We start from the raw sequence: 15,862 nt of genomic DNA on the forward strand, positions 1-15,862 counted from the left end.
AATGGAATTTGCGCTCGCCATTCACAAGGATCCCGACAGCTGCTACGGCGTGACGGTACCTAACGTGCCCGGCGTGTTTTCGGCCGGCGATACGATCGACGAAGCGATTCAGAACGCCCGGGAAGCTATCTTCTTTCACATCGAGACGATCGTTGAAGACGGCGGGGAAGTGGATATCCAGTCGAGGAGCATCGAGGAATTGATTGTCGATTCCGACTTCGCCGGCGCAATCTGGGCCTATGTCGAAGTCGATCTGTCCAAACTCGACTCGCGCCCCGAGCGCATCAATATCAGCCTGCCGCGCTTCGTGCTGCACAAGATCGACAGCTACGTCGAAGCGCGCCACGAAACGCGCAGCGGCTTCCTCGCGCGCGTTGCGCTCGAAGCGATCGCCAACGGCTGAAACGAAAAAGCGCGGCGCCCGTAAAGAGCGCCGCGCTTGAATCGTTCATTGCGGGAAACCTACTGCAGGTTGCCCCATCGCTCGACCGCGGGCTCGGCCGACGCCCACTTCCAGCCATCCGTCTGCTGGCAAGCCGTCGCGACGAACCATTCGGCGGGCGCTTTCGCATCGTCGCCATCGACGACCGAGAACGCGAACTCCTTGCAGGTCGCGAGCGCGCTGCCGAACTCGCGCAGCACGCGCACGTCGCCATGACCGTTTTCGACCGGCAGCGTGTGCTTGACCTTCCACGGCCGCGTTTCGCCGACCTGCGACATGCCCGCCGTCACCGCGATCATCACCTGCTGATCCTGATGCAGCGACTTGGTCACGCGCTTGACGGCTTCGTCGGTGGCGGCCTGCACCGCGATGCCGACGCCGAGCCCGATCGCGGGATTGGTCGTGAACGCGCCCGTTGCGATGCCGGCCGTCGCGCCCGCCGCCGCGCCGATCGATGCGCAACCGCTCATCGACACGCATGCGGCGGCACCGGCGGCGATCAGTCCGAGACGCAGCGCCAGAGGTACGTCGAGAGACAGCGTCATTGCAGCGAGCCCCAACGCGGCGTCGCCGGTTCGGCGGAGGCCCACTTCCACTTGTCGCCGTCGCGGCAGACGGAAGCGACGTAGAACGCGCTGTCGGCGGGGCGATTTTTGGTGGCGTCGCGATCGACGGAGAACACGATTTCCTTGCATTCCAGCACGCCGCTGCTGATCGTGCGGCTCACGGTCACGCGGCCTTTCTCGTCCTCTTCGATCGGCACCGAATGCACCGACTTCCACGGCGCGACGGCGCCGACGGCAAGCGGCCCCGCCACGGTTGCGATCGAATCCTGCGTGCTGGTGTGCGCGACGCGCTGCGTGTATTGCACGCCTGCGCGCGCCGCGGCGACGGCGCCCAGGCCGATGCCCGTTGCCACCGCGGCGTTGCTCGTGACGCTGTTGGCCACCGCCGCGCCCGCGATACCGGCGCCGGCCGTCGCGCCTTCACTGTAGAGCGAGTTGCATCCGCTCAGGCTCGCACAAGCGATCGCGCTTGAGACGATTGCGGCAAGCGCGGCAGCGCGCGGTCCGCGCCGATGAACCCTGATCTGCATGTTGCTTTCCTTCTTGTTTCGTTTCCCGGCGCTTGCGTTCCCGGGTTCGAGAAGCTCGAATCTTCTTGAGGTTTGGCCCTCAACGTGCCGCCCGGCAATGCGCGAGCGGCAGCGCTGCGCGCATTTTGAAGCATGCTTCTAATTACCGCTTTGAGAAAATTGCAAAAATTTGCAAGCGACAGAAGCACGTTTCGGTCCGCAAATCGATAGGCGCAAAAAAAAGCGAGCGCGGCCATGCGCGCTCGCTTCACGATCCTTCTGGAGATAAACGGATATCGCCTTAGTTCTCGCTGCCCGGCGTTGCCTCGCCGCCTTCCGTGTCTTCGTTCTCGTAAGCGCCGAGGCGGTTGTACAAGGTCTTCAGACTCACGCCGAGCGCCTTCGCGGCGCGCCGCTTGTCGCCGCCGCAATGCTTGAGCGTGCCAAGAATGATCTGCTTCTGCGCATCGGCGAGGGGCGTGCCGACCCAGACGTTCATCGCATCGCCTTGCGTGACGGGCTTCTTCACGCGCGATGCGAGATGCGGATGCGCGATCTCCACGGTTTTCTCGGCGAGAATGAACGCGCGATAAACCGTGTTCTTCAGTTCGCGCACGTTGCCCGGCCACGAATACGTGCGCAGCACGTCGAGCGCGCGTTTGCTGAAGACCTTGCTCGTGCCTTCCTGCGCGTTCATCTCCGAAAGGAAATGCTGCGCGAGCAGTTCGCGGTCCGAGTCGCGCTCGCGCAAGGGCGGCGCACGCAGCGGAAAGACGGCGAGGCGATACATCAGATCCTCGCGCAAGCCGTTCTCCTTGACGGCCGCAACGGGATCACGGTTGGTCGCCGCGATCACGCGCACGTCCGAGCTGATGAGATCGTTGCCGCCGACGCGAAAGAACGTGCCCGTCTCCAGCGCCCGCAGCAGCTTGACCTGCCGCACCGGCGACATCTCGGTCACTTCGTCGAGGAAGAGCGTGCCGCCATTCGCGTGCTCGAAGTAGCCGATACGTCCCTGCACCGCGCCCGTGAAGCTGCCTTTCTCATGACCGAACAGCTCGGCCTCGATCAGATTGTCGGGAATCGCACCGCAGTTCACCGCGATGAACGGCGCGGCCTTGCGGGCGCTGTGATCGTGGATCGTCCGGGCGACGAGTTCCTTGCCGGTGCCCGACTCGCCGATGATGAGCGCGGTCGCATCGGTTGCGGCGACGCGCTCGATTTGCGCGTACAGCTCCTGCATCACAGGCGACGAGCCGTAGAGCAGCCCATAAGCCTTCAGGCCCGGCACTTCTCCCGTGTTGCGCTTTCGTTGCGCGGGTGTATCGCCGACCGCGGTGGGCGGCGGATCCAGATCGGTTGACGCCATGTGTCCTGATCGTTCCTGAGTTCTGCGTATGTGGTGGGCGGGCGGCGGCCCGCGCGGGTATTGCCGAGCTTTGCCGGATATCGCGGGGTGCCGTCGGCCTGGCGCGGTGCGCGCGGACGGCGCAACCGTATGTGACCGCGCGCATCGGCAGATGACGCGCCCGTGCGCGCTGCCCGTGTGCTCGCGCGTTTCCCGCGAGCCGCTATACCTGGTTGAGCGTCGGTCGGGCATCGTCCGCACCGGACACTTGCGCAGCGCCGGATCGTTGCAAACGAGCCTATCTCATAAACGCTATTTAACCATTCGCAACGACATTGCGGCAATGCGCGGGCGGCGGCACGGCGCATTTTGTCTGAATGGCGCGAGACCTCCGCTGCCATTCGCCCAAAATGCGGAAAGGTTCTCCTTTACACGCCGAAATTTACAAGCGCACGGCGTAATACTTACCCGATCACCACGCGTCGTCCGCGTGCCTTGCACCGAATGCATGCCTTGCGGTCCAGCCCGATGGCGGTGGCACGAAAGCTGCATACATCTCAATCATCGTGACTCTTATTCGAAAGTTCGCCGGCGGACACTGCGTCCGGGGCGCACACACGAGGATGGGCGAGAGAGGCAAACGCATCATGGAAGACTTCTTCACAATCGACGGGGCCGCCGCACATCCGCGCACGAGCCCCACGCGGCCGGACCGTGCGCGACGCGGTTCGGCTTCGGCGGGAGATCGCCCGGAACTCGCGGCCGGCGAGCCGATCGACATCTATCACTGGGCCGCCGTCGCGCTCGTGACCGCGCTGATGTGTGCGGTGCTAGGCTATGCGGCAGGCACGCCGGCGCTCGCGCGGGCCGCCAACGTGACGAGCTTCGTGTTCGGCGCAATGGGCGGCGCGTTGATGGCCAGCGGCGTCGTGCGCAGCCTGCGCGCGCGGATCGCGACGAGCGGTCGGCTGCCCGTTGGCGGCGTACCGGTCGCCGAAACGCGCTGAGCGCGCAAGCGCATGCAGATCAACCCACCTGGGCGAGGACCACATTTCATGAGTCAGACGACTGTCCAGCTTGCGTTGGGCAAGCAGAAGATCATCGAAGACATCAAGGTATTGCTGAACGATTCGGAAGAATTGCTCCGCTTGTCGGCGACGCTGCCGGGCGAAGGTGTCGATGCGTTACGTGCGCGTCTGCGCGATCACGTCGATTCGGCGCGCGGCGCGCTCGAAGATGCGCAGGCGAGTGCGCAAAGCCGCTATCGCGCGAGCGTCGATTGCACCGAGAAGTATGTGAAGGACAATCCGTGGCAGTCGCTCGGCATTGCGGCGGGCGTCGGGTTTCTGGTGGGGCTTCTGGTTTCCCGCTGACTGGCCGCATTGCGGTGGCCGTCGATCGAACGTTGGCGGCGAACTTCTTGACGATGGGAGAGAACACACATGGCACGGCCTTCGATCGGAGTTTTCGGCGCGCTGTTTGCGTTAGGCGGCGTTCTCGCATGGAAGTGGGTGCAAGCGCAGGACGCGGCCGGGCGGCGCACCGCGCGCGACTTGAATCGCTGGGAGGACGAGGGCGGCAAGGTGCTCACGCCGTCGACTGGCGCCAGGGCGCATCCGGTGAACGGCCACGGTACGGTCGGCGGCAGCGCCGATGCGTGGCATTTTCCGCGAAGCTGAATCGGAACTGCGTCGCTTCCGGATCGTCATCCAGACGAGCCAACGGGCGCGGGGCATTCTAATGATGCGACCAATGAAACGCACGCTGATACCAGCGTGCGTTTTCATCTTGATAAACGCTTATAATCAGCGAAACATCGGCCATAAGTTGCCTAAATGGAAAAACTTACGCCGTGTCGAATCCAAGCGTGCGGCATCGGAAATTATTTTCTTTTTCGCGCATTTTGCGTGACGCTGGTCAGCCTTCCTTGCGCTGATCGGCCTTGACCGCGGAGCGCACCGGCCCGCGCGGCGTCCTTGCCGTGCGGAGAAGACCACGCCGCCATCCGGCGTGTGACCCTGAAACGCTTAGGAAGAACTCCAAACGCAATGCCACATGTATTGATTGTCGATGACGATCCCAGTACCCGCGAGGCGCTAGCCGCGATCATCGGCGAAGATGGATTGACGACGGCCACCGCCGGCGATCTGCGCGAGGCGCGTATCCAGCTCGTTCGGCAGACGCCGGACGTCGTGTTCACCGATCTCAAGCTGCCCGACGGCACGGGCGTCGATCTGTTCGAGGATCTCGACCCGCGTTCGGGCGTCGAGTTCATCGTCATTACCGGTCACGCGACGGTCGAATCCGCCGTCAGTGCGCTCAAGATGGGCGCGGCGGACTATCTCGTCAAGCCGATCAACATGCAGCGCGTCAAGGCCATCCTGTCGCGCCTGCCGCGCGCCGGCGACCTGAAAGCGGAAATCGGCACCTTGCGCGGCGAGTTGCGCCGCATGGGCCGCTTCGGGCTGATGCTCGGCAATTCGCCCGCGATGCAGACCGTCTACGACCAGATCGGCCGCGTCGCGCCGACGGCGGCGTCGGTGCTGCTCATCGGCGAATCGGGCACCGGCAAGGAAGTCGCCGCGCAGACGCTGCACGAGCTGTCGCTGCGCCGCAAGCATTCGTTCATCGCGGTGAACTGCGGCGCGATCTCGCCGAATCTGATCGAATCGGAAATGTTCGGCCACGAGCGCGGCTCGTTCACGGGCGCGGACCGCCAGCACAAGGGTTATTTCGAACGCGCGAACGGCGGCACGCTGTTTCTCGACGAAATCACCGAAATGCCGATCGAGCTTCAGGTGAAGCTGCTTCGCGTGCTGGAGACGGGCATGTTCATGCGCGTCGGGACGACCAAGGAAATCGAGACGGACGTGCGCCTGATCGCCGCGACCAACCGCGATCCCGAACAGGCCGTGCTCGAAGGCAAGCTGCGCCTCGACCTCTATCACCGTCTCAACGTGTTCCCGATCAACCTGCCGCCGCTGCGAGAACGCGGCAAGGATGTCGAACTGCTCGGCCAGGCGTTCCTCGACGAACTGAACGCCCGGTACAACACGAAGAAGGACTTCCCGCCGGCCGTGCGGGAAATGCTGGCCTCGTACAACTGGCCCGGCAACGTGCGCGAACTAAAGAACTACGTGCAGCGCGCGTACATCATGTCGGCGTCGGATTCGGACAGCACCGCGACCGTGCCGCTGCAGATTTCGCTGTCGAAGCCGTCGGCCGGCACGGCGGTGACGATCCCGTTCGGCACGTCGCTCGCGCAGGCAGATCGGCAGCTCATCCTTGCGACGCTCGACCAGTGCGGCGGCGTGAAGACGCGCGCCGCGGAAATCCTCGGCATCAGCCTGAAAACGCTCTACAACCGGCTTGTCGAGTACGGTGAGGATGCGAACAAGGCCGCGGTCGGCGAAGGCGGCGAGATGAGCGATTCAGACAGCGAAAATCACTGAACGTCGCTTATCTTTAGACGAAATACACGCCTGCGGCTTTGAAATCCGCAGGCGTTTTTCATTGGCAGCGGCGTTTTCTGCGCCGATAATGTGGCGGAAGGGTGCCATGCCGATGTGTCCGAGGGGAACGCACCTTGCTGTCGATCGAAGGCATCCGCGCCGCGCCCGCGTGCCGTGCGGATCGAGAAACTACGATCACAAGACCGCAAGGAGCCCGTCATGACAATCGAAGCCCAGACGCCGCAACCGGCCGACCCGCCGGTGACGCCGCCCGATCAGCCGCCGCCCACGCCGATTCCGCCCGACACGAACCCGGACCCGACGCGTGAGCCGCCGACGCCGCCGTCGCAGCCGATTGGCGATCCGCCGCCGGGACCGGGCGATACGCCGCATGTCTACTGATACGGCCAGCGGCAGCAGGTTTTGCAAACGTTGGACATGCCCAGAATTCGTGCAAGGTTTGAATAAGTTGCCATCCGAGACGTAGGGATTACAACGAAAGACGCAATAATGACCGGCGACATGCTATGTCGCCGGTCGTTTTTTCTGAAGCCGCGCTCTTCGTAGCGCATCGGTCCGACGCCGCCGACGTCACTATCGCGACGGCCTTCTTCTCTGGAGGCACTATGAGGCATCCCGCACTCCGACGCTCCGCGCGTCATTCATCCAAGCGCGAAGCGCGCGCCGAAGCGGCCAAGAACGCCGGCCCGCAAAGCGCGTCCGCACCGCCCGCCGTTCACGATCCCGCCGCCCAGAACCGCCCCGCGCCTGGCGCTCCGCCCGATGGCGAGCACAATCAGGGTGGCGTTCGACGAGAAGGAATCGACTATCAGCGCGACCTGGGCTCCGAGCAGGACGCGTGATTCCGGCCGGCCGCGGCACCCGACATAAGAAGAAAAATTTCTACGCGACGCGCGATCGTCGCGTGTTTTCGTTCGTCCGTAACATCTCCATACTAATTTTCGTTCGCGAAAGACGCCAAAACGGCACAGGTTTTGCATACCCTTAATCGCCAATTCGAGCATGCAACGACAACTGATGAGGTGATGCTGTAATGAGCAGATTGATCGTGGTATCGAATCGCGTCGCCCCGATCCAGGAAGGCAAGCCCAGTGCGGGCGGCCTTGCGATCGGCGTGCTGGACGCGCTCAAGGAGACGGGGGGCGTGTGGTTCGGCTGGAGCGGCGAGATCGTCGGCGAAGCGGGCGCGCCGGTCGTGGAAACCAATGGAATGGTGACCTACGCGACCGTGGGGCTGACACGCCGCGATTACGACCAGTATTACCGAGGGTTCTCCAACGCCACGCTGTGGCCGACATTTCACTATCGCAATGACCTGTCGCGCTTCGACCGCGAGGAATACGCGGGCTACATGCGCGTCAATGCGAGTCTCGCGGCAAAGCTGAAGTCGATGCTCAAGCCCGACGACATCATCTGGGTGCATGACTATCACATGCTCCCGTTCGCCCAGGAACTGCGCAAGCTCGGCGTCTCGAATCCGATCGGCTTCTTTCTGCACATTCCGTTTCCGGTGCCCGAGATCATGCGCACCGTGCCACCGCACGAGGAACTGATTGCGGCGATGTGTCAATACGATGTCGTCGGCTTTCAGACGGACGCCGACAAGCAATCGTTCATCGATTACGTCGAGCGCACGAGCCGCGGCCACTATAACGACGACGACGGCATGTTGCAGGCCTTCGGCCGCATGCTGAAGGTCGGCGCGTATCCGATCGGCATCTATCCGGACGCCATCGCAAAGGCCGCCGAGCAGTTCGCCAACCGCAAGCAGGTGAAAAGCCTGCGCGACAGCATGCGCGGCCGCAAGCTCATCATGAGCGTCGATCGCCTCGATTACTCGAAGGGTCTCGTCGAGCGCTTCCAGGCGTTCGAGCGGCTTTTGCTGAACGCGCCGGGCTGGCACGGCCGCGTGTCGCTCGTGCAGATCGCGCCGCCGACGCGCTCGGACGTGCAGACCTATCAGCGCATTCGCCAGAATCTGGAAGGCGAGGCGGGACGCATCAACGGGCGTTTCGCGCAGCTCGACTGGACGCCGATTCAATACCTCAACCGCAAGTACGAACGCAATCTGCTGATGGCGCTGTTCCGGCTCTCGCAGGTCGGTTACGTGACGCCTTTGCGCGATGGCATGAATCTCGTCGCGAAGGAATATGTCGCGTCGCAGGATCCGGCCGATCCAGGTGCGCTCGTGCTGTCGCAGTTCGCGGGCGCGGCGGATCAGTTGCCGGGCGCGCTCGTCGTCAATCCGTTCGATCTCTCGCAGATGTCCGAGGCGCTGGAGCGCGCACTGTCGATGCCGCTCGCCGAGCGTCAGTCGCGTCACGCCGACATGATGGCGCCGCTGCGCGAGAACAATCTCTCGGTCTGGCGCGATTCGTTCCTGTCGGATCTGCGCAGCGTCGCGACGGCGGCCTCCGTGACGGAGAAAACCGTTAAGACGGTGAAGCAGGGCGCAAGCGAAGCCAAGCGTCCGGCGGCGAAAGCCTGAAGTCCACGCGAAGCACTTCGAAGACAGCCCCGCGTTTCGAAAGAAGCGCGGGGTTTTTTTTCATGCGCCGCCGGATGTCGCGTTCGCGGAACGCGTCTTGCGGATTCATCGTCGACACGAACCAAGGAGGTCACGATGAGCGGAAGCACATTGAACCCGCCGGAAGACGACGGCGCGGAATACGGCAAGGGGCACGGCACCGGCGCGCTCGGCCCGAGCGATTCGTCCGATAGCGGATCGGACGTGCAGGGCGAAAAGCGCTATCCAGGCGATATCGAGGACGAACTCGACGCCCACGCGCTCGGCCAGTCGGAAGCCGAACTGAACAGCGATACAGATCGCTTCGGCACGGGCGAGGCCGCATCGGCGGATGGCGACAACAATCTCGAAACCGACGCCGACATTCTCCCCGATGAAATCGAGGACGAAACGCGCGGCCTCGCCGACGAAGACGCTAACGCCGATCTCGACGCCGACCCGGACGCCGAACGTTCCTGACGCATCGCGGCATGCAAGACCGAAAGCGGCGCGCTCCGAAAGGGACGCGCCGCTTTTTACACGCGCGTCGCATGGCGGGCTAACATCTTCGGATATCGCTTCCGGTCATGCTCACCCTCACGATGGATCAGGACGTCTCCGCCTCTCAATCCGCGCCCGTCGCTTCGGGGCGCACGTCGCGCTTCGGCTGGCTGTCGTGGATTGTCGATCCGGTCACGCAATGGTCGCAGGACCATTGCTTAATGTTTTCGGCGGCGATCGCGTTTTTCGCTGCGTTTTCGCTCGCGCCGACGCTCGTCATCGTGATCGCGGTGGCGAGCGTCTTCTTCGGCGCCGAGGCCGTCCAGGGCCGCCTCTTCGCGGAGATCAGCGGCGTCGTCGGCATCGATGCGGCGCACGCGCTGGAAGCGATCGTCGCGAACGCGTGGCACGCCGATATTGCGCGCAGCACGGCGATCCTGTCGATCGCGGGCGTGCTGATCGGTGCGTCGGCGACGTTTTCATCGCTGCATAGCGCGCTCAACGTCATCTGGCCGACGCCTGCTGTGAGCGCGCGCGAGAGCATCGTGACGCTGCTGCGCGTGCGGCTGATGTCGTTCGGGCTCGTGGTCGGCTCGGGCGTGCTCGTCGCGTTGCTGCTTGTGCTCGATGCGCTCGTCGAGATACTCGGGCATTGGGTGCTCGGCGACGGCAGCCCGTTCGTCGTGCTGTCCGGACTCACGCGGCGCGCGATATCGCTCGGCGTGCTGATGGTCGCGTTCACCGTACTGCTTAAATTCCTGCCGACGACGCGCATGCTCTGGCGCGATGCCGCGCTCGGCGCCGCCGCCGCCGCGATGCTCTTCGAAGCGGGCAAGCGTCTCTTCGCGTTCTATCTCGCCCATGCGGGCATGGCGAACATGTTTGGCGCGGCCGGCTCGCTCGCGATCATCCTCATGTGGCTCTATTACTCGGCGGCCGTGTTTCTCCTCGGCGCGGAGCTGTCGGCGACGGCGGCGAGAAAGCGCACGCATCGCGCGTCGGGATGGCGTTGAGCGCCGGCAAAAAAAGAGGCCGTCCGCGAACGGACGGCCTTCGGTTACGCACATGCCGCTCAGGCGCCTCGCTTGACCGGGTCGTCGCCGAGCGCCTTGCGCGTTAAAGCGTTACGCCTGACGGCGCAATTCCGCCGGCGGCACCTTCATCAGATGCCGATACTTCGCCACCGTGCGGCGCGCGACGATCACGCCCTGATCGGCGAGCATCTTCGCGAGGCTCACGTCGGAGAGCGGATCGCGCGTGTTTTCCTTCGAGATCATTTCCTTCAGCAGCGCGCGCACGGCCGCGGCCGAGCACGTGCCGCCGCTTTCCGTCGACAGTTCGCGCGGGAAGAAGTGCTTGAACTCGAAGATGCCGCGCGGCGTGGCCATGTACTTGTTGCCCGTTGCGCGCGAGATGGTCGATTCATGCAGGCCGAGTTCATCGGCGACATCGCGGAGCACGAGCGGCTTCAGCGCGATTTCGCCGTAGTCGAAGAACGCCTTCTGATGGGACACGATGCATTCGGCCACGCGCTGAATCGTCGTGAAGCGCTGCTGCGCGTTGCGGATCAGCCAGCGCGCTTCCTGCAACTGCTGCGCGAGCGGCGAGCGGCTCGCGCCCGCCGACTGCGCGAACAATTCCGCGTACATGCGATGAATGCGCGCGCGTGGCAGCACGGCCGGATTGATCGTCACGACCCATTGCTTCTTAACCTGACGCACGATCACGTCCGGCACGACATAGTTGTCTTCGCTCGAACCGTAGTTCTCGCCGGGCTTCGGATCGAGACGGCGCACGAGCGCGCACGCGATGCGCAGTTCGTCGGCCGTGCAGCCGATCTTCTTCTGAAGTTCGGCCTGCTCACGGCGCGCGAGACGCTCCAGATGATGCGCGACGATCTCGAGCGCGACGGCGCGCCCCGGCGTTTCTTCGTCGAGCGCTTCGAGTTGCAGCGTGAGACATTCCGACAGATTGCGCGCGCCGACGCCCGGCTTGTCGAGCGACTGCACGAGCTTCAGCGCGATATTGAGTTCGTCTTCGTGCAGTGCCGGCTCGATTTCGACGACGTTCGCGAGCTCGCTCAATTCCTGGCGCAGATAGCCGTCGTCGTCCAGCGCCTCGATGATGAGTTGCGCAATGGCGCGATCGCGTTCGTTCAATTGATAGAGGCGCAACGCGTCGTGGAGCGTTTCGTGCAACGAAGGCTCGATGCGGACCCAGTCGGCGGGATCGGAGCCCTCGCCATCGCCGTTGTTGCGCGTGCCGGTGCGGCCGAACGGATCGGAGGAGAATTCGCTGATGGAATCGTCGCGCGAACCGGCATCGACGCTTTGCTCGCTTTCCATACCGCTCTCGGGCGCGAGCGGCGTCTCGGCGGCGGTGTCGGAACTGGTCGAGAGCGTCGAGTCGCTCATGGAACTGCCGTTATCGGCGCCGAGCGCATTGTCCTCGGTTTGCGACTCGTCGTATTCGAGAAAGGGATTGGTATCCAGTGCGTTGCGCAATTCCTGCTGAAACTCCAGCGACGAAAGTTGCAGGAGACGGACCGATTGCTGAAGACGCGGTGTAAGTGCGAGCGTTTGCTTCGCACGGAGTTCGAGTGTAGGCGGCATTGCGTGCTAATCCTCGATTGTTCTGGATGTGATGGGCAGGTTTTGAATCATTAAAGCAACGGTCGTGCCAGCGTTCGCTAAGCTCGCGCCGCGACTGCCTTTTCTCTCCGCGGCTCGCACGTTTTGTCGCCTTCCGGAGGCTTCTTTCACGCAGTTTTTACACGCGCTCAGACAAAACCGCCGCGGGTTTCCGGCGATGCAGAGGGCACGCAGGAAGCGCCTCGAACCGGCGTCGAAGATTTGTTCGGCGACGCACGAAGGCCTTGCCACGCGGTGCTTTCCGCGCGGTGCTGGAGTTCCGTGAGCGGCATTCCGATCGACCCGGCACGCAAGTTGCGGTAGGACCGTCACGATCCGCGTGCTACGGCGCGGACGTCATCGAAAAGCCGTGTCGAGCGCGAGAAAGCGCGAACACGCGCCAGACCACAAACGAAAAAATTGGGAGTATTGCCATGAAGACGACTCAAATCCTGAAGGCAGCCGGCGGTATCGCGTGTGTGGTGTTCGCGCTCAATGTCGGCGCGCAGACCAATTCGGCGTCGTCGACGAAAGGTACCGACACGTCCGTCGGGCAGAAGGTCGACGACAGCGCGATCACGACGAAGGTGAAGGCCGAACTGCTCGGCGCGAAGAACGTCAAGTCCACGCACATCCACGTGAAGACGCGCGCGGGCATCGTCTCGCTGACGGGAACGGTGCCGTCGGCGGAAGACAAGACCGCCGCCGAGGAAGTCGTCTCGAATGTGTCGGGTGTTGCTTCCGTGAAGAACCATCTTAAAATTGCCGCCAAGTAATGGCATAGTTCGTATGCCCGGCTTCGCCATGGCGGGCCGCGGTTGAATGTCGGCAGTACGGGACCCGCGCGGGGTTCGATGATTCGCCTCATCGGCGAGGAGTCGGACGAAGCGCGGGTTCTCGCATGGAGGCACCGGGTTCGCGCTGCATCGCCCGATGTTTCAGTCGCAGCTTTTCGCATGACGCTTCACGCAGTGCGCAACACCTCGCAGCACTTCGAAACTTAAAAAACGAGTACGGCCGTTCAGGCTGGCACTTACACAGGCGGCTCACGAATGCGCAGTAGCCCGGCGTTCAGAGGCCCCGGCAAAAAGGAGCTCTTCATGAAGACGAAAAAGATGGCATTGATCGGCGCGCTGGCGCTGGCGTTCTCGACGACGGCGTTCGCACAGGCCGCTTCCGATGCGGCCGCCTCGGCGCCGACGGCGAAGAAGCAGAAGGGCACCAATCTGCATCAGCAGAACAAGGCGCACAAGCTGCATGGCGCATCGGCTGCGGCGGCGGCTTCGGCGCTCGGCACGAACGACAAGGGCCAGCCGCAGTAACGCGCTTTCATCGCGCATGTCGCGCATACGCGCGATTGCCCGACGGACAAACGGCCGCTTCACGCGGCCGTTCTTCTTTTGCGCGGCGTTCAAGTGGCCGCGCGTTTAACCGCATCACGACTTCGCGGCTGCGTATTGATCGCGCAGATCGCGGATGCGGTCGTGATTCTCCAGCACACCTTGATACTGACGTTCGACAACCGCGCGGACATCGGCGGGCAGATCCTTGTCGAGCGCCTCGCGATAGTTCTTCTTGGCGGCATCTTCGCCACGCTCGCATTCGGCGAGAATGGCGTGATCGCTATGGCCGCTCACGGCCGATTTCACGTCGACCCATCCGCGATGCAGCGCGCCCGCGACCGAGCCGCCGGTTTCGGGCTTGCCGCCCAGCCGAGCGACGATGTCCTGCAATTCGCGCGCACCTTCCGCGCACTTCTGGGCGCGGTTCTGAAACAGCAGCTTGAGGCTTGGATCGCGCGTGTCCTCGGCGGCCTTGAGGAAGCCCTTTTCTCCGTCCTTCGAGGTTTCGACCAGATCGTTGAGTACCGATACGACATTCGTGCTCATATGACACCTCCTTTTAGTTTCGACGTTGCCGAGTTTGAAGCTTGCAGCCCCATACGGGAATGCCGCTCGCCGTTCCAGTACGCACGCAGCGTGCCCGGATAGGCCGAAAAGCGGCACATGCCTTGCTGCCTGGCATCGCAATACAGCGCGTGTCCGAACCGAGACTCGCGCACGGGCAACAGGAGAACGCAGTGAATATTTTCAACCGGCTCGCGCATCGCGAGTTTTTGGTACTGGTGGCGATCGCCGCCTCGGCATTGACCTTGCAAATCCGTCAACACAGCGTCGATACAGCGGCGCAAAACGAGCACGCCGCGCGCCTGGACCACGGACGCATCTGCGAACCGCCAGCAGCCGATCCCGCGAAATTGCGCGTTTTGCCCGCCGATTGCGGCATCAGCACTGATATGCGCCCGCAGCGCGCGCACGCGTCCTGGGTTTGAAAAACAAACGCCCGCATGTCGCGGGCATTTCTATCGAAAACTGCAACGTCGGATCAGGCGCGCGTCTGGGCGAACTCGCGCACGGGTTTCGGCGGCTGCAACGGATCGAAGTCGCTCCAGCGGCCTTGCTGCCAGCGCCCCGACGCGCGCTCGATATCCATGCCGCCTTCCTCGCGCAGCGTCGCTGCCGCCTGTTCCTGCGTCTCGGGGGCCACGTGCACGGCCACCAGCACGCCTGCATGACGCGCGGGCTCCTCGGCTTGCGCGGCGTCTTGCGGCTTCTTCGTATGCGACATCGCGCCGACGAGCGATCCTACATAAGCCCCGACGCCCGCCGCGATCACCGAGACGAGCAGCGGCGCCTTGAACACCGCGAAAATCGCCGCGCCAATGACCGCGCCCACGACCGCGCCGATCGTCACGCCCTTGCCCGCGCCTTTGGGCGCGGCGCGCGCGCCGGCATCGGTGGCGACGTCGCCGCCGATCGGATGGCGCGCGTGCTGCCCGCTCGGATTGACGAAGAAGAGCGTCACGTCTTCTTCCAGGAAGCCGCGCGCGAATAGCTTTTGCGCCGCCGTTTCGGCTGCGCGAAAGGTCTGAAACCGGCCCGCGATGATCAGGGACATGTTCGCTCCTTATTAGCTTGAGTTGCGTGGATGGCGTCGATCGGGTCACTCCGGTTCGAGACCGGCGACGCGGAACAATCCGCTTCTCAGGACGGCGGGCTGGCCGCCGTTGTCGTCGAGCACTTCGGCGCATACCGCGCGGATGCGCGCGGCGCCGCGCTCGTAGGCTTCGAGCAGATCGTCCTCGCGCGGAGACTTCGCGCCAAAGTGGTCTTCGAGCGCCTCGGCGGTGATCGAACAGACAACCGGCTCGCCGTCGATGAGCGCGGCGAAATGAATCGCGAGATCGTCGCCGTCGAACACCGGGGCTTCGTCCGCAAACGTGATGTGCATGGTCGAGTCCTCATAAGCGGGACGGGGAGCGCAATGAAATGCGGCGCGGCCGGCGGCGTGCGCGATCCTCATGACGCCGCCTTCGTTTTTGCGAGCTGCTGCGCCATCTCGTAGTGATGGCTGATGACCGGCAACGCCTTCGCCGCCGCTGCCTTCAGCGCGGTGTCGTTGCCGCTTTCGCTTTCTTTCCTGAACAGTTCGACGGCCTTGCGATGCCCGTCCACGGCTACCTTTTCAATATAGGCTTTGTCGAACTCCGCACCCTGGAGATTTTGCAGGCTGCCGACCACGGCCGTATCGGCGGAGGGCGGCGCGGTCATGCCGTGCCGTTTCGCGAGCACGTCGAGATTGCGGGCGAGCTTCGTGTGATCGACGATCATGCGCTGCGCAAACTCGCGCACCTGCCGGTCGGCGGCGTGCGTGAGCGCGAGTTTGCTCGCCGCGAGTTCGGTTGCGCCCGCCTGACCCGCGTCCTGTATGAACTGCTGGTCGACCGGAGAAAGTTTCTCGCCTGGCGTCTGCGCATGCGCGAACGCGCCCGCCGCCGTCAGCCACAACGCAATCAAGGTTTTCGGCGATCTCGGCATCGGCCTCGC

At 63.7% G+C, this 15,862-nt stretch carries 22 protein-coding genes; 14 read left to right on the plus strand and 8 right to left on the minus strand.

Features of this window, described 5'->3' with window-relative positions; translation table 11 throughout:
- Position 1 precedes the first annotated feature (1 nt).
- On the plus strand, positions 2-403 hold the full coding sequence (locus tag AWB77_RS17340; protein WP_061135666.1) for a type II toxin-antitoxin system HicB family antitoxin: 402 nt from the start codon (positions 2-4) through the stop codon (positions 401-403).
- Between the two features lie 59 nt (positions 404-462).
- Here AWB77_RS17340 and AWB77_RS17345 read toward each other — a convergent pair whose 3' ends face one another.
- From AWB77_RS17345 to AWB77_RS17355, 3 genes are all read right to left on the minus strand, one after another.
- A complete protein-coding gene (locus tag AWB77_RS17345) occupies positions 463-987 on the minus strand; it encodes a hypothetical protein (protein ID WP_061135667.1) in 525 nt (174 codons plus the stop codon).
- Positions 984-1,538 (minus strand): hypothetical protein, encoded by a 555-nt coding sequence (locus AWB77_RS17350; RefSeq protein WP_061135668.1) that lies wholly within the window; start codon positions 1,536-1,538, stop codon positions 984-986. Before AWB77_RS17350 ends, AWB77_RS17345 begins: the two co-directional genes overlap by 4 nt.
- A 280-nt stretch (positions 1,539-1,818) precedes the next feature.
- The gene (locus tag AWB77_RS17355; RefSeq protein ID WP_061135669.1) at positions 1,819-2,886 is read right to left on the minus strand and encodes a sigma-54 interaction domain-containing protein; all 1,068 of its coding nucleotides are present in this window, start codon (positions 2,884-2,886) and stop codon (positions 1,819-1,821) included.
- 626 nt (positions 2,887-3,512) lie between these two features.
- Here AWB77_RS17355 and AWB77_RS17360 point away from each other — a divergent pair.
- The 10 genes from AWB77_RS17360 to AWB77_RS17400 all read left to right on the plus strand — a co-directional run bounded on the left by AWB77_RS17360 (position 3,513) and on the right by AWB77_RS17400 (position 10,358).
- The gene (locus AWB77_RS17360; RefSeq protein WP_061135779.1) at positions 3,513-3,872 is read left to right on the plus strand and encodes a hypothetical protein; all 360 of its coding nucleotides are present in this window, start codon (positions 3,513-3,515) and stop codon (positions 3,870-3,872) included.
- A 48-nt stretch (positions 3,873-3,920) separates the two neighbouring features.
- The gene (locus AWB77_RS17365; RefSeq protein WP_061135670.1) at positions 3,921-4,238 is read left to right on the plus strand and encodes an ElaB/YgaM/YqjD family protein; all 318 of its coding nucleotides are present in this window, start codon (positions 3,921-3,923) and stop codon (positions 4,236-4,238) included.
- A gap of 69 nt (positions 4,239-4,307) precedes the next feature.
- Entirely contained in the window at positions 4,308-4,544 is a 237-nt protein-coding gene (locus AWB77_RS17370; RefSeq protein ID WP_061135671.1) for a hypothetical protein, read from the plus strand.
- Complete coding sequence (locus AWB77_RS35840; protein ID WP_157694826.1) at positions 4,519-4,776, plus strand: hypothetical protein; 258 nt, start codon at positions 4,519-4,521, stop codon at positions 4,774-4,776. The genes AWB77_RS17370 and AWB77_RS35840 overlap by 26 nt, the downstream gene beginning before the upstream one ends.
- Before the next feature lie 137 nt (positions 4,777-4,913).
- Positions 4,914-6,317 (plus strand): sigma-54-dependent transcriptional regulator, encoded by a 1,404-nt coding sequence (locus AWB77_RS17375; protein WP_061135672.1) that lies wholly within the window; start codon positions 4,914-4,916, stop codon positions 6,315-6,317.
- Positions 6,318-6,536: 219 nt separating this feature from the next.
- Positions 6,537-6,719 carry a hypothetical protein gene (locus AWB77_RS17380; protein WP_061135673.1) on the plus strand — a complete coding sequence of 61 codons (183 nt, stop codon included), beginning with the start codon at positions 6,537-6,539 and terminating at the stop codon, positions 6,717-6,719.
- 224 nt (positions 6,720-6,943) lie between these two features.
- On the plus strand, positions 6,944-7,180 hold the full coding sequence (locus tag AWB77_RS17385) for a hypothetical protein (RefSeq protein ID WP_061135780.1): 237 nt from the start codon (positions 6,944-6,946) through the stop codon (positions 7,178-7,180).
- Between the two features lie 191 nt (positions 7,181-7,371).
- Positions 7,372-8,826: an alpha,alpha-trehalose-phosphate synthase (UDP-forming) gene (gene otsA, locus AWB77_RS17390; RefSeq protein WP_061135674.1), complete on the plus strand. Its 1,455-nt coding sequence runs from the start codon at positions 7,372-7,374 to the stop codon at positions 8,824-8,826.
- A gap of 135 nt (positions 8,827-8,961) precedes the next feature.
- Positions 8,962-9,324 carry a hypothetical protein gene (locus AWB77_RS17395; protein ID WP_061135675.1) on the plus strand — a complete coding sequence of 121 codons (363 nt, stop codon included), beginning with the start codon at positions 8,962-8,964 and terminating at the stop codon, positions 9,322-9,324.
- A 107-nt stretch (positions 9,325-9,431) separates the two neighbouring features.
- Positions 9,432-10,358 carry a YihY/virulence factor BrkB family protein gene (locus AWB77_RS17400; RefSeq protein ID WP_244158562.1) on the plus strand — a complete coding sequence of 309 codons (927 nt, stop codon included), beginning with the start codon at positions 9,432-9,434 and terminating at the stop codon, positions 10,356-10,358.
- Between the two features lie 111 nt (positions 10,359-10,469).
- Here the strand turns inward: AWB77_RS17400 and AWB77_RS17405 are convergent, their stop codons facing one another.
- Positions 10,470-11,957 (minus strand): RNA polymerase factor sigma-54, encoded by a 1,488-nt coding sequence (locus AWB77_RS17405; protein WP_061135676.1) that lies wholly within the window; start codon positions 11,955-11,957, stop codon positions 10,470-10,472.
- A 452-nt stretch (positions 11,958-12,409) separates the two neighbouring features.
- On the opposite strand from AWB77_RS17405, the gene AWB77_RS17410 reads away from it, so the two are divergent.
- Both AWB77_RS17410 and AWB77_RS17415 read left to right on the plus strand, forming a co-directional pair.
- The gene (locus AWB77_RS17410) at positions 12,410-12,751 is read left to right on the plus strand and encodes a BON domain-containing protein (RefSeq protein WP_061135677.1); all 342 of its coding nucleotides are present in this window, start codon (positions 12,410-12,412) and stop codon (positions 12,749-12,751) included.
- A 324-nt stretch (positions 12,752-13,075) separates the two neighbouring features.
- Positions 13,076-13,297, plus strand: a complete 222-nt coding sequence (locus AWB77_RS17415) for a hypothetical protein (protein WP_061135678.1) — start codon at positions 13,076-13,078, stop codon at positions 13,295-13,297.
- 114 nt (positions 13,298-13,411) lie between these two features.
- On the opposite strand, the gene AWB77_RS17420 is transcribed toward AWB77_RS17415, so the two are convergent.
- Positions 13,412-13,864 carry a PA2169 family four-helix-bundle protein gene (locus AWB77_RS17420; RefSeq protein WP_061135679.1) on the minus strand — a complete coding sequence of 151 codons (453 nt, stop codon included), beginning with the start codon at positions 13,862-13,864 and terminating at the stop codon, positions 13,412-13,414.
- A 191-nt stretch (positions 13,865-14,055) separates the two neighbouring features.
- Here AWB77_RS17420 and AWB77_RS17425 point away from each other — a divergent pair, with 191 nt between their 5' ends.
- Positions 14,056-14,307 (plus strand): hypothetical protein, encoded by a 252-nt coding sequence (locus tag AWB77_RS17425; protein ID WP_157694827.1) that lies wholly within the window; start codon positions 14,056-14,058, stop codon positions 14,305-14,307.
- 53 nt (positions 14,308-14,360) lie between these two features.
- On the opposite strand, the gene AWB77_RS17430 is transcribed toward AWB77_RS17425, so the two are convergent.
- From AWB77_RS17430 to AWB77_RS17440, 3 genes are all read right to left on the minus strand, one after another.
- Complete coding sequence (locus AWB77_RS17430) at positions 14,361-14,933, minus strand: glycine zipper domain-containing protein (protein WP_061135681.1); 573 nt, start codon at positions 14,931-14,933, stop codon at positions 14,361-14,363.
- A 45-nt stretch (positions 14,934-14,978) separates the two neighbouring features.
- A complete protein-coding gene (locus tag AWB77_RS17435) occupies positions 14,979-15,266 on the minus strand; it encodes a DUF1488 family protein (protein ID WP_208601525.1) in 288 nt (95 codons plus the stop codon).
- 68 nt (positions 15,267-15,334) lie between these two features.
- On the minus strand, positions 15,335-15,853 hold the full coding sequence (locus AWB77_RS17440) for a DUF4142 domain-containing protein (RefSeq protein WP_061135782.1): 519 nt from the start codon (positions 15,851-15,853) through the stop codon (positions 15,335-15,337).
- Between the last annotated feature and the right edge of the window lie 9 nt (positions 15,854-15,862).

The organism is Caballeronia fortuita, assembly GCF_001544835.2.
GTDB classification, from domain to species: Bacteria; Pseudomonadota; Gammaproteobacteria; order Burkholderiales; family Burkholderiaceae; genus Caballeronia; species Caballeronia fortuita.

Excerpts from the sequence above, each read along its gene's own strand:
- AWB77_RS17340 (WP_061135666.1), top strand. The coding sequence starts at position 2 with ATGGAATTTGCGCTCGCCATTCACAAGGATCCCGACAGCTGCTACGGC.
- AWB77_RS17345 (WP_061135667.1), bottom strand. The coding sequence starts at position 987 with ATGACGCTGTCTCTCGACGTACCTCTGGCGCTGCGTCTCGGACTGATC.
- AWB77_RS17350 (WP_061135668.1), bottom strand. The coding sequence starts at position 1,538 with ATGCAGATCAGGGTTCATCGGCGCGGACCGCGCGCTGCCGCGCTTGCC.
- AWB77_RS17355 (WP_061135669.1), bottom strand. The coding sequence starts at position 2,886 with ATGGCGTCAACCGATCTGGATCCGCCGCCCACCGCGGTCGGCGATACA.
- AWB77_RS17360 (WP_061135779.1), top strand. The coding sequence starts at position 3,513 with ATGGAAGACTTCTTCACAATCGACGGGGCCGCCGCACATCCGCGCACG.
- AWB77_RS17365 (WP_061135670.1), top strand. The coding sequence starts at position 3,921 with ATGAGTCAGACGACTGTCCAGCTTGCGTTGGGCAAGCAGAAGATCATC.
- AWB77_RS17370 (WP_061135671.1), top strand. The coding sequence starts at position 4,308 with ATGGCACGGCCTTCGATCGGAGTTTTCGGCGCGCTGTTTGCGTTAGGC.
- AWB77_RS35840 (WP_157694826.1), top strand. The coding sequence starts at position 4,519 with ATGCGTGGCATTTTCCGCGAAGCTGAATCGGAACTGCGTCGCTTCCGG.
- AWB77_RS17375 (WP_061135672.1), top strand. The coding sequence starts at position 4,914 with ATGCCACATGTATTGATTGTCGATGACGATCCCAGTACCCGCGAGGCG.
- AWB77_RS17380 (WP_061135673.1), top strand. The coding sequence starts at position 6,537 with ATGACAATCGAAGCCCAGACGCCGCAACCGGCCGACCCGCCGGTGACG.
- AWB77_RS17385 (WP_061135780.1), top strand. The coding sequence starts at position 6,944 with ATGAGGCATCCCGCACTCCGACGCTCCGCGCGTCATTCATCCAAGCGC.
- otsA (WP_061135674.1), top strand. The coding sequence starts at position 7,372 with ATGAGCAGATTGATCGTGGTATCGAATCGCGTCGCCCCGATCCAGGAA.
- AWB77_RS17395 (WP_061135675.1), top strand. The coding sequence starts at position 8,962 with ATGAGCGGAAGCACATTGAACCCGCCGGAAGACGACGGCGCGGAATAC.
- AWB77_RS17400 (WP_244158562.1), top strand. The coding sequence starts at position 9,432 with ATGCTCACCCTCACGATGGATCAGGACGTCTCCGCCTCTCAATCCGCG.
- AWB77_RS17405 (WP_061135676.1), bottom strand. The coding sequence starts at position 11,957 with ATGCCGCCTACACTCGAACTCCGTGCGAAGCAAACGCTCGCACTTACA.
- AWB77_RS17410 (WP_061135677.1), top strand. The coding sequence starts at position 12,410 with ATGAAGACGACTCAAATCCTGAAGGCAGCCGGCGGTATCGCGTGTGTG.
- AWB77_RS17415 (WP_061135678.1), top strand. The coding sequence starts at position 13,076 with ATGAAGACGAAAAAGATGGCATTGATCGGCGCGCTGGCGCTGGCGTTC.
- AWB77_RS17420 (WP_061135679.1), bottom strand. The coding sequence starts at position 13,864 with ATGAGCACGAATGTCGTATCGGTACTCAACGATCTGGTCGAAACCTCG.
- AWB77_RS17430 (WP_061135681.1), bottom strand. The coding sequence starts at position 14,933 with ATGTCCCTGATCATCGCGGGCCGGTTTCAGACCTTTCGCGCAGCCGAA.
- AWB77_RS17435 (WP_208601525.1), bottom strand. The coding sequence starts at position 15,266 with ATGCACATCACGTTTGCGGACGAAGCCCCGGTGTTCGACGGCGACGAT.
- AWB77_RS17440 (WP_061135782.1), bottom strand. The coding sequence starts at position 15,853 with ATGCCGAGATCGCCGAAAACCTTGATTGCGTTGTGGCTGACGGCGGCG.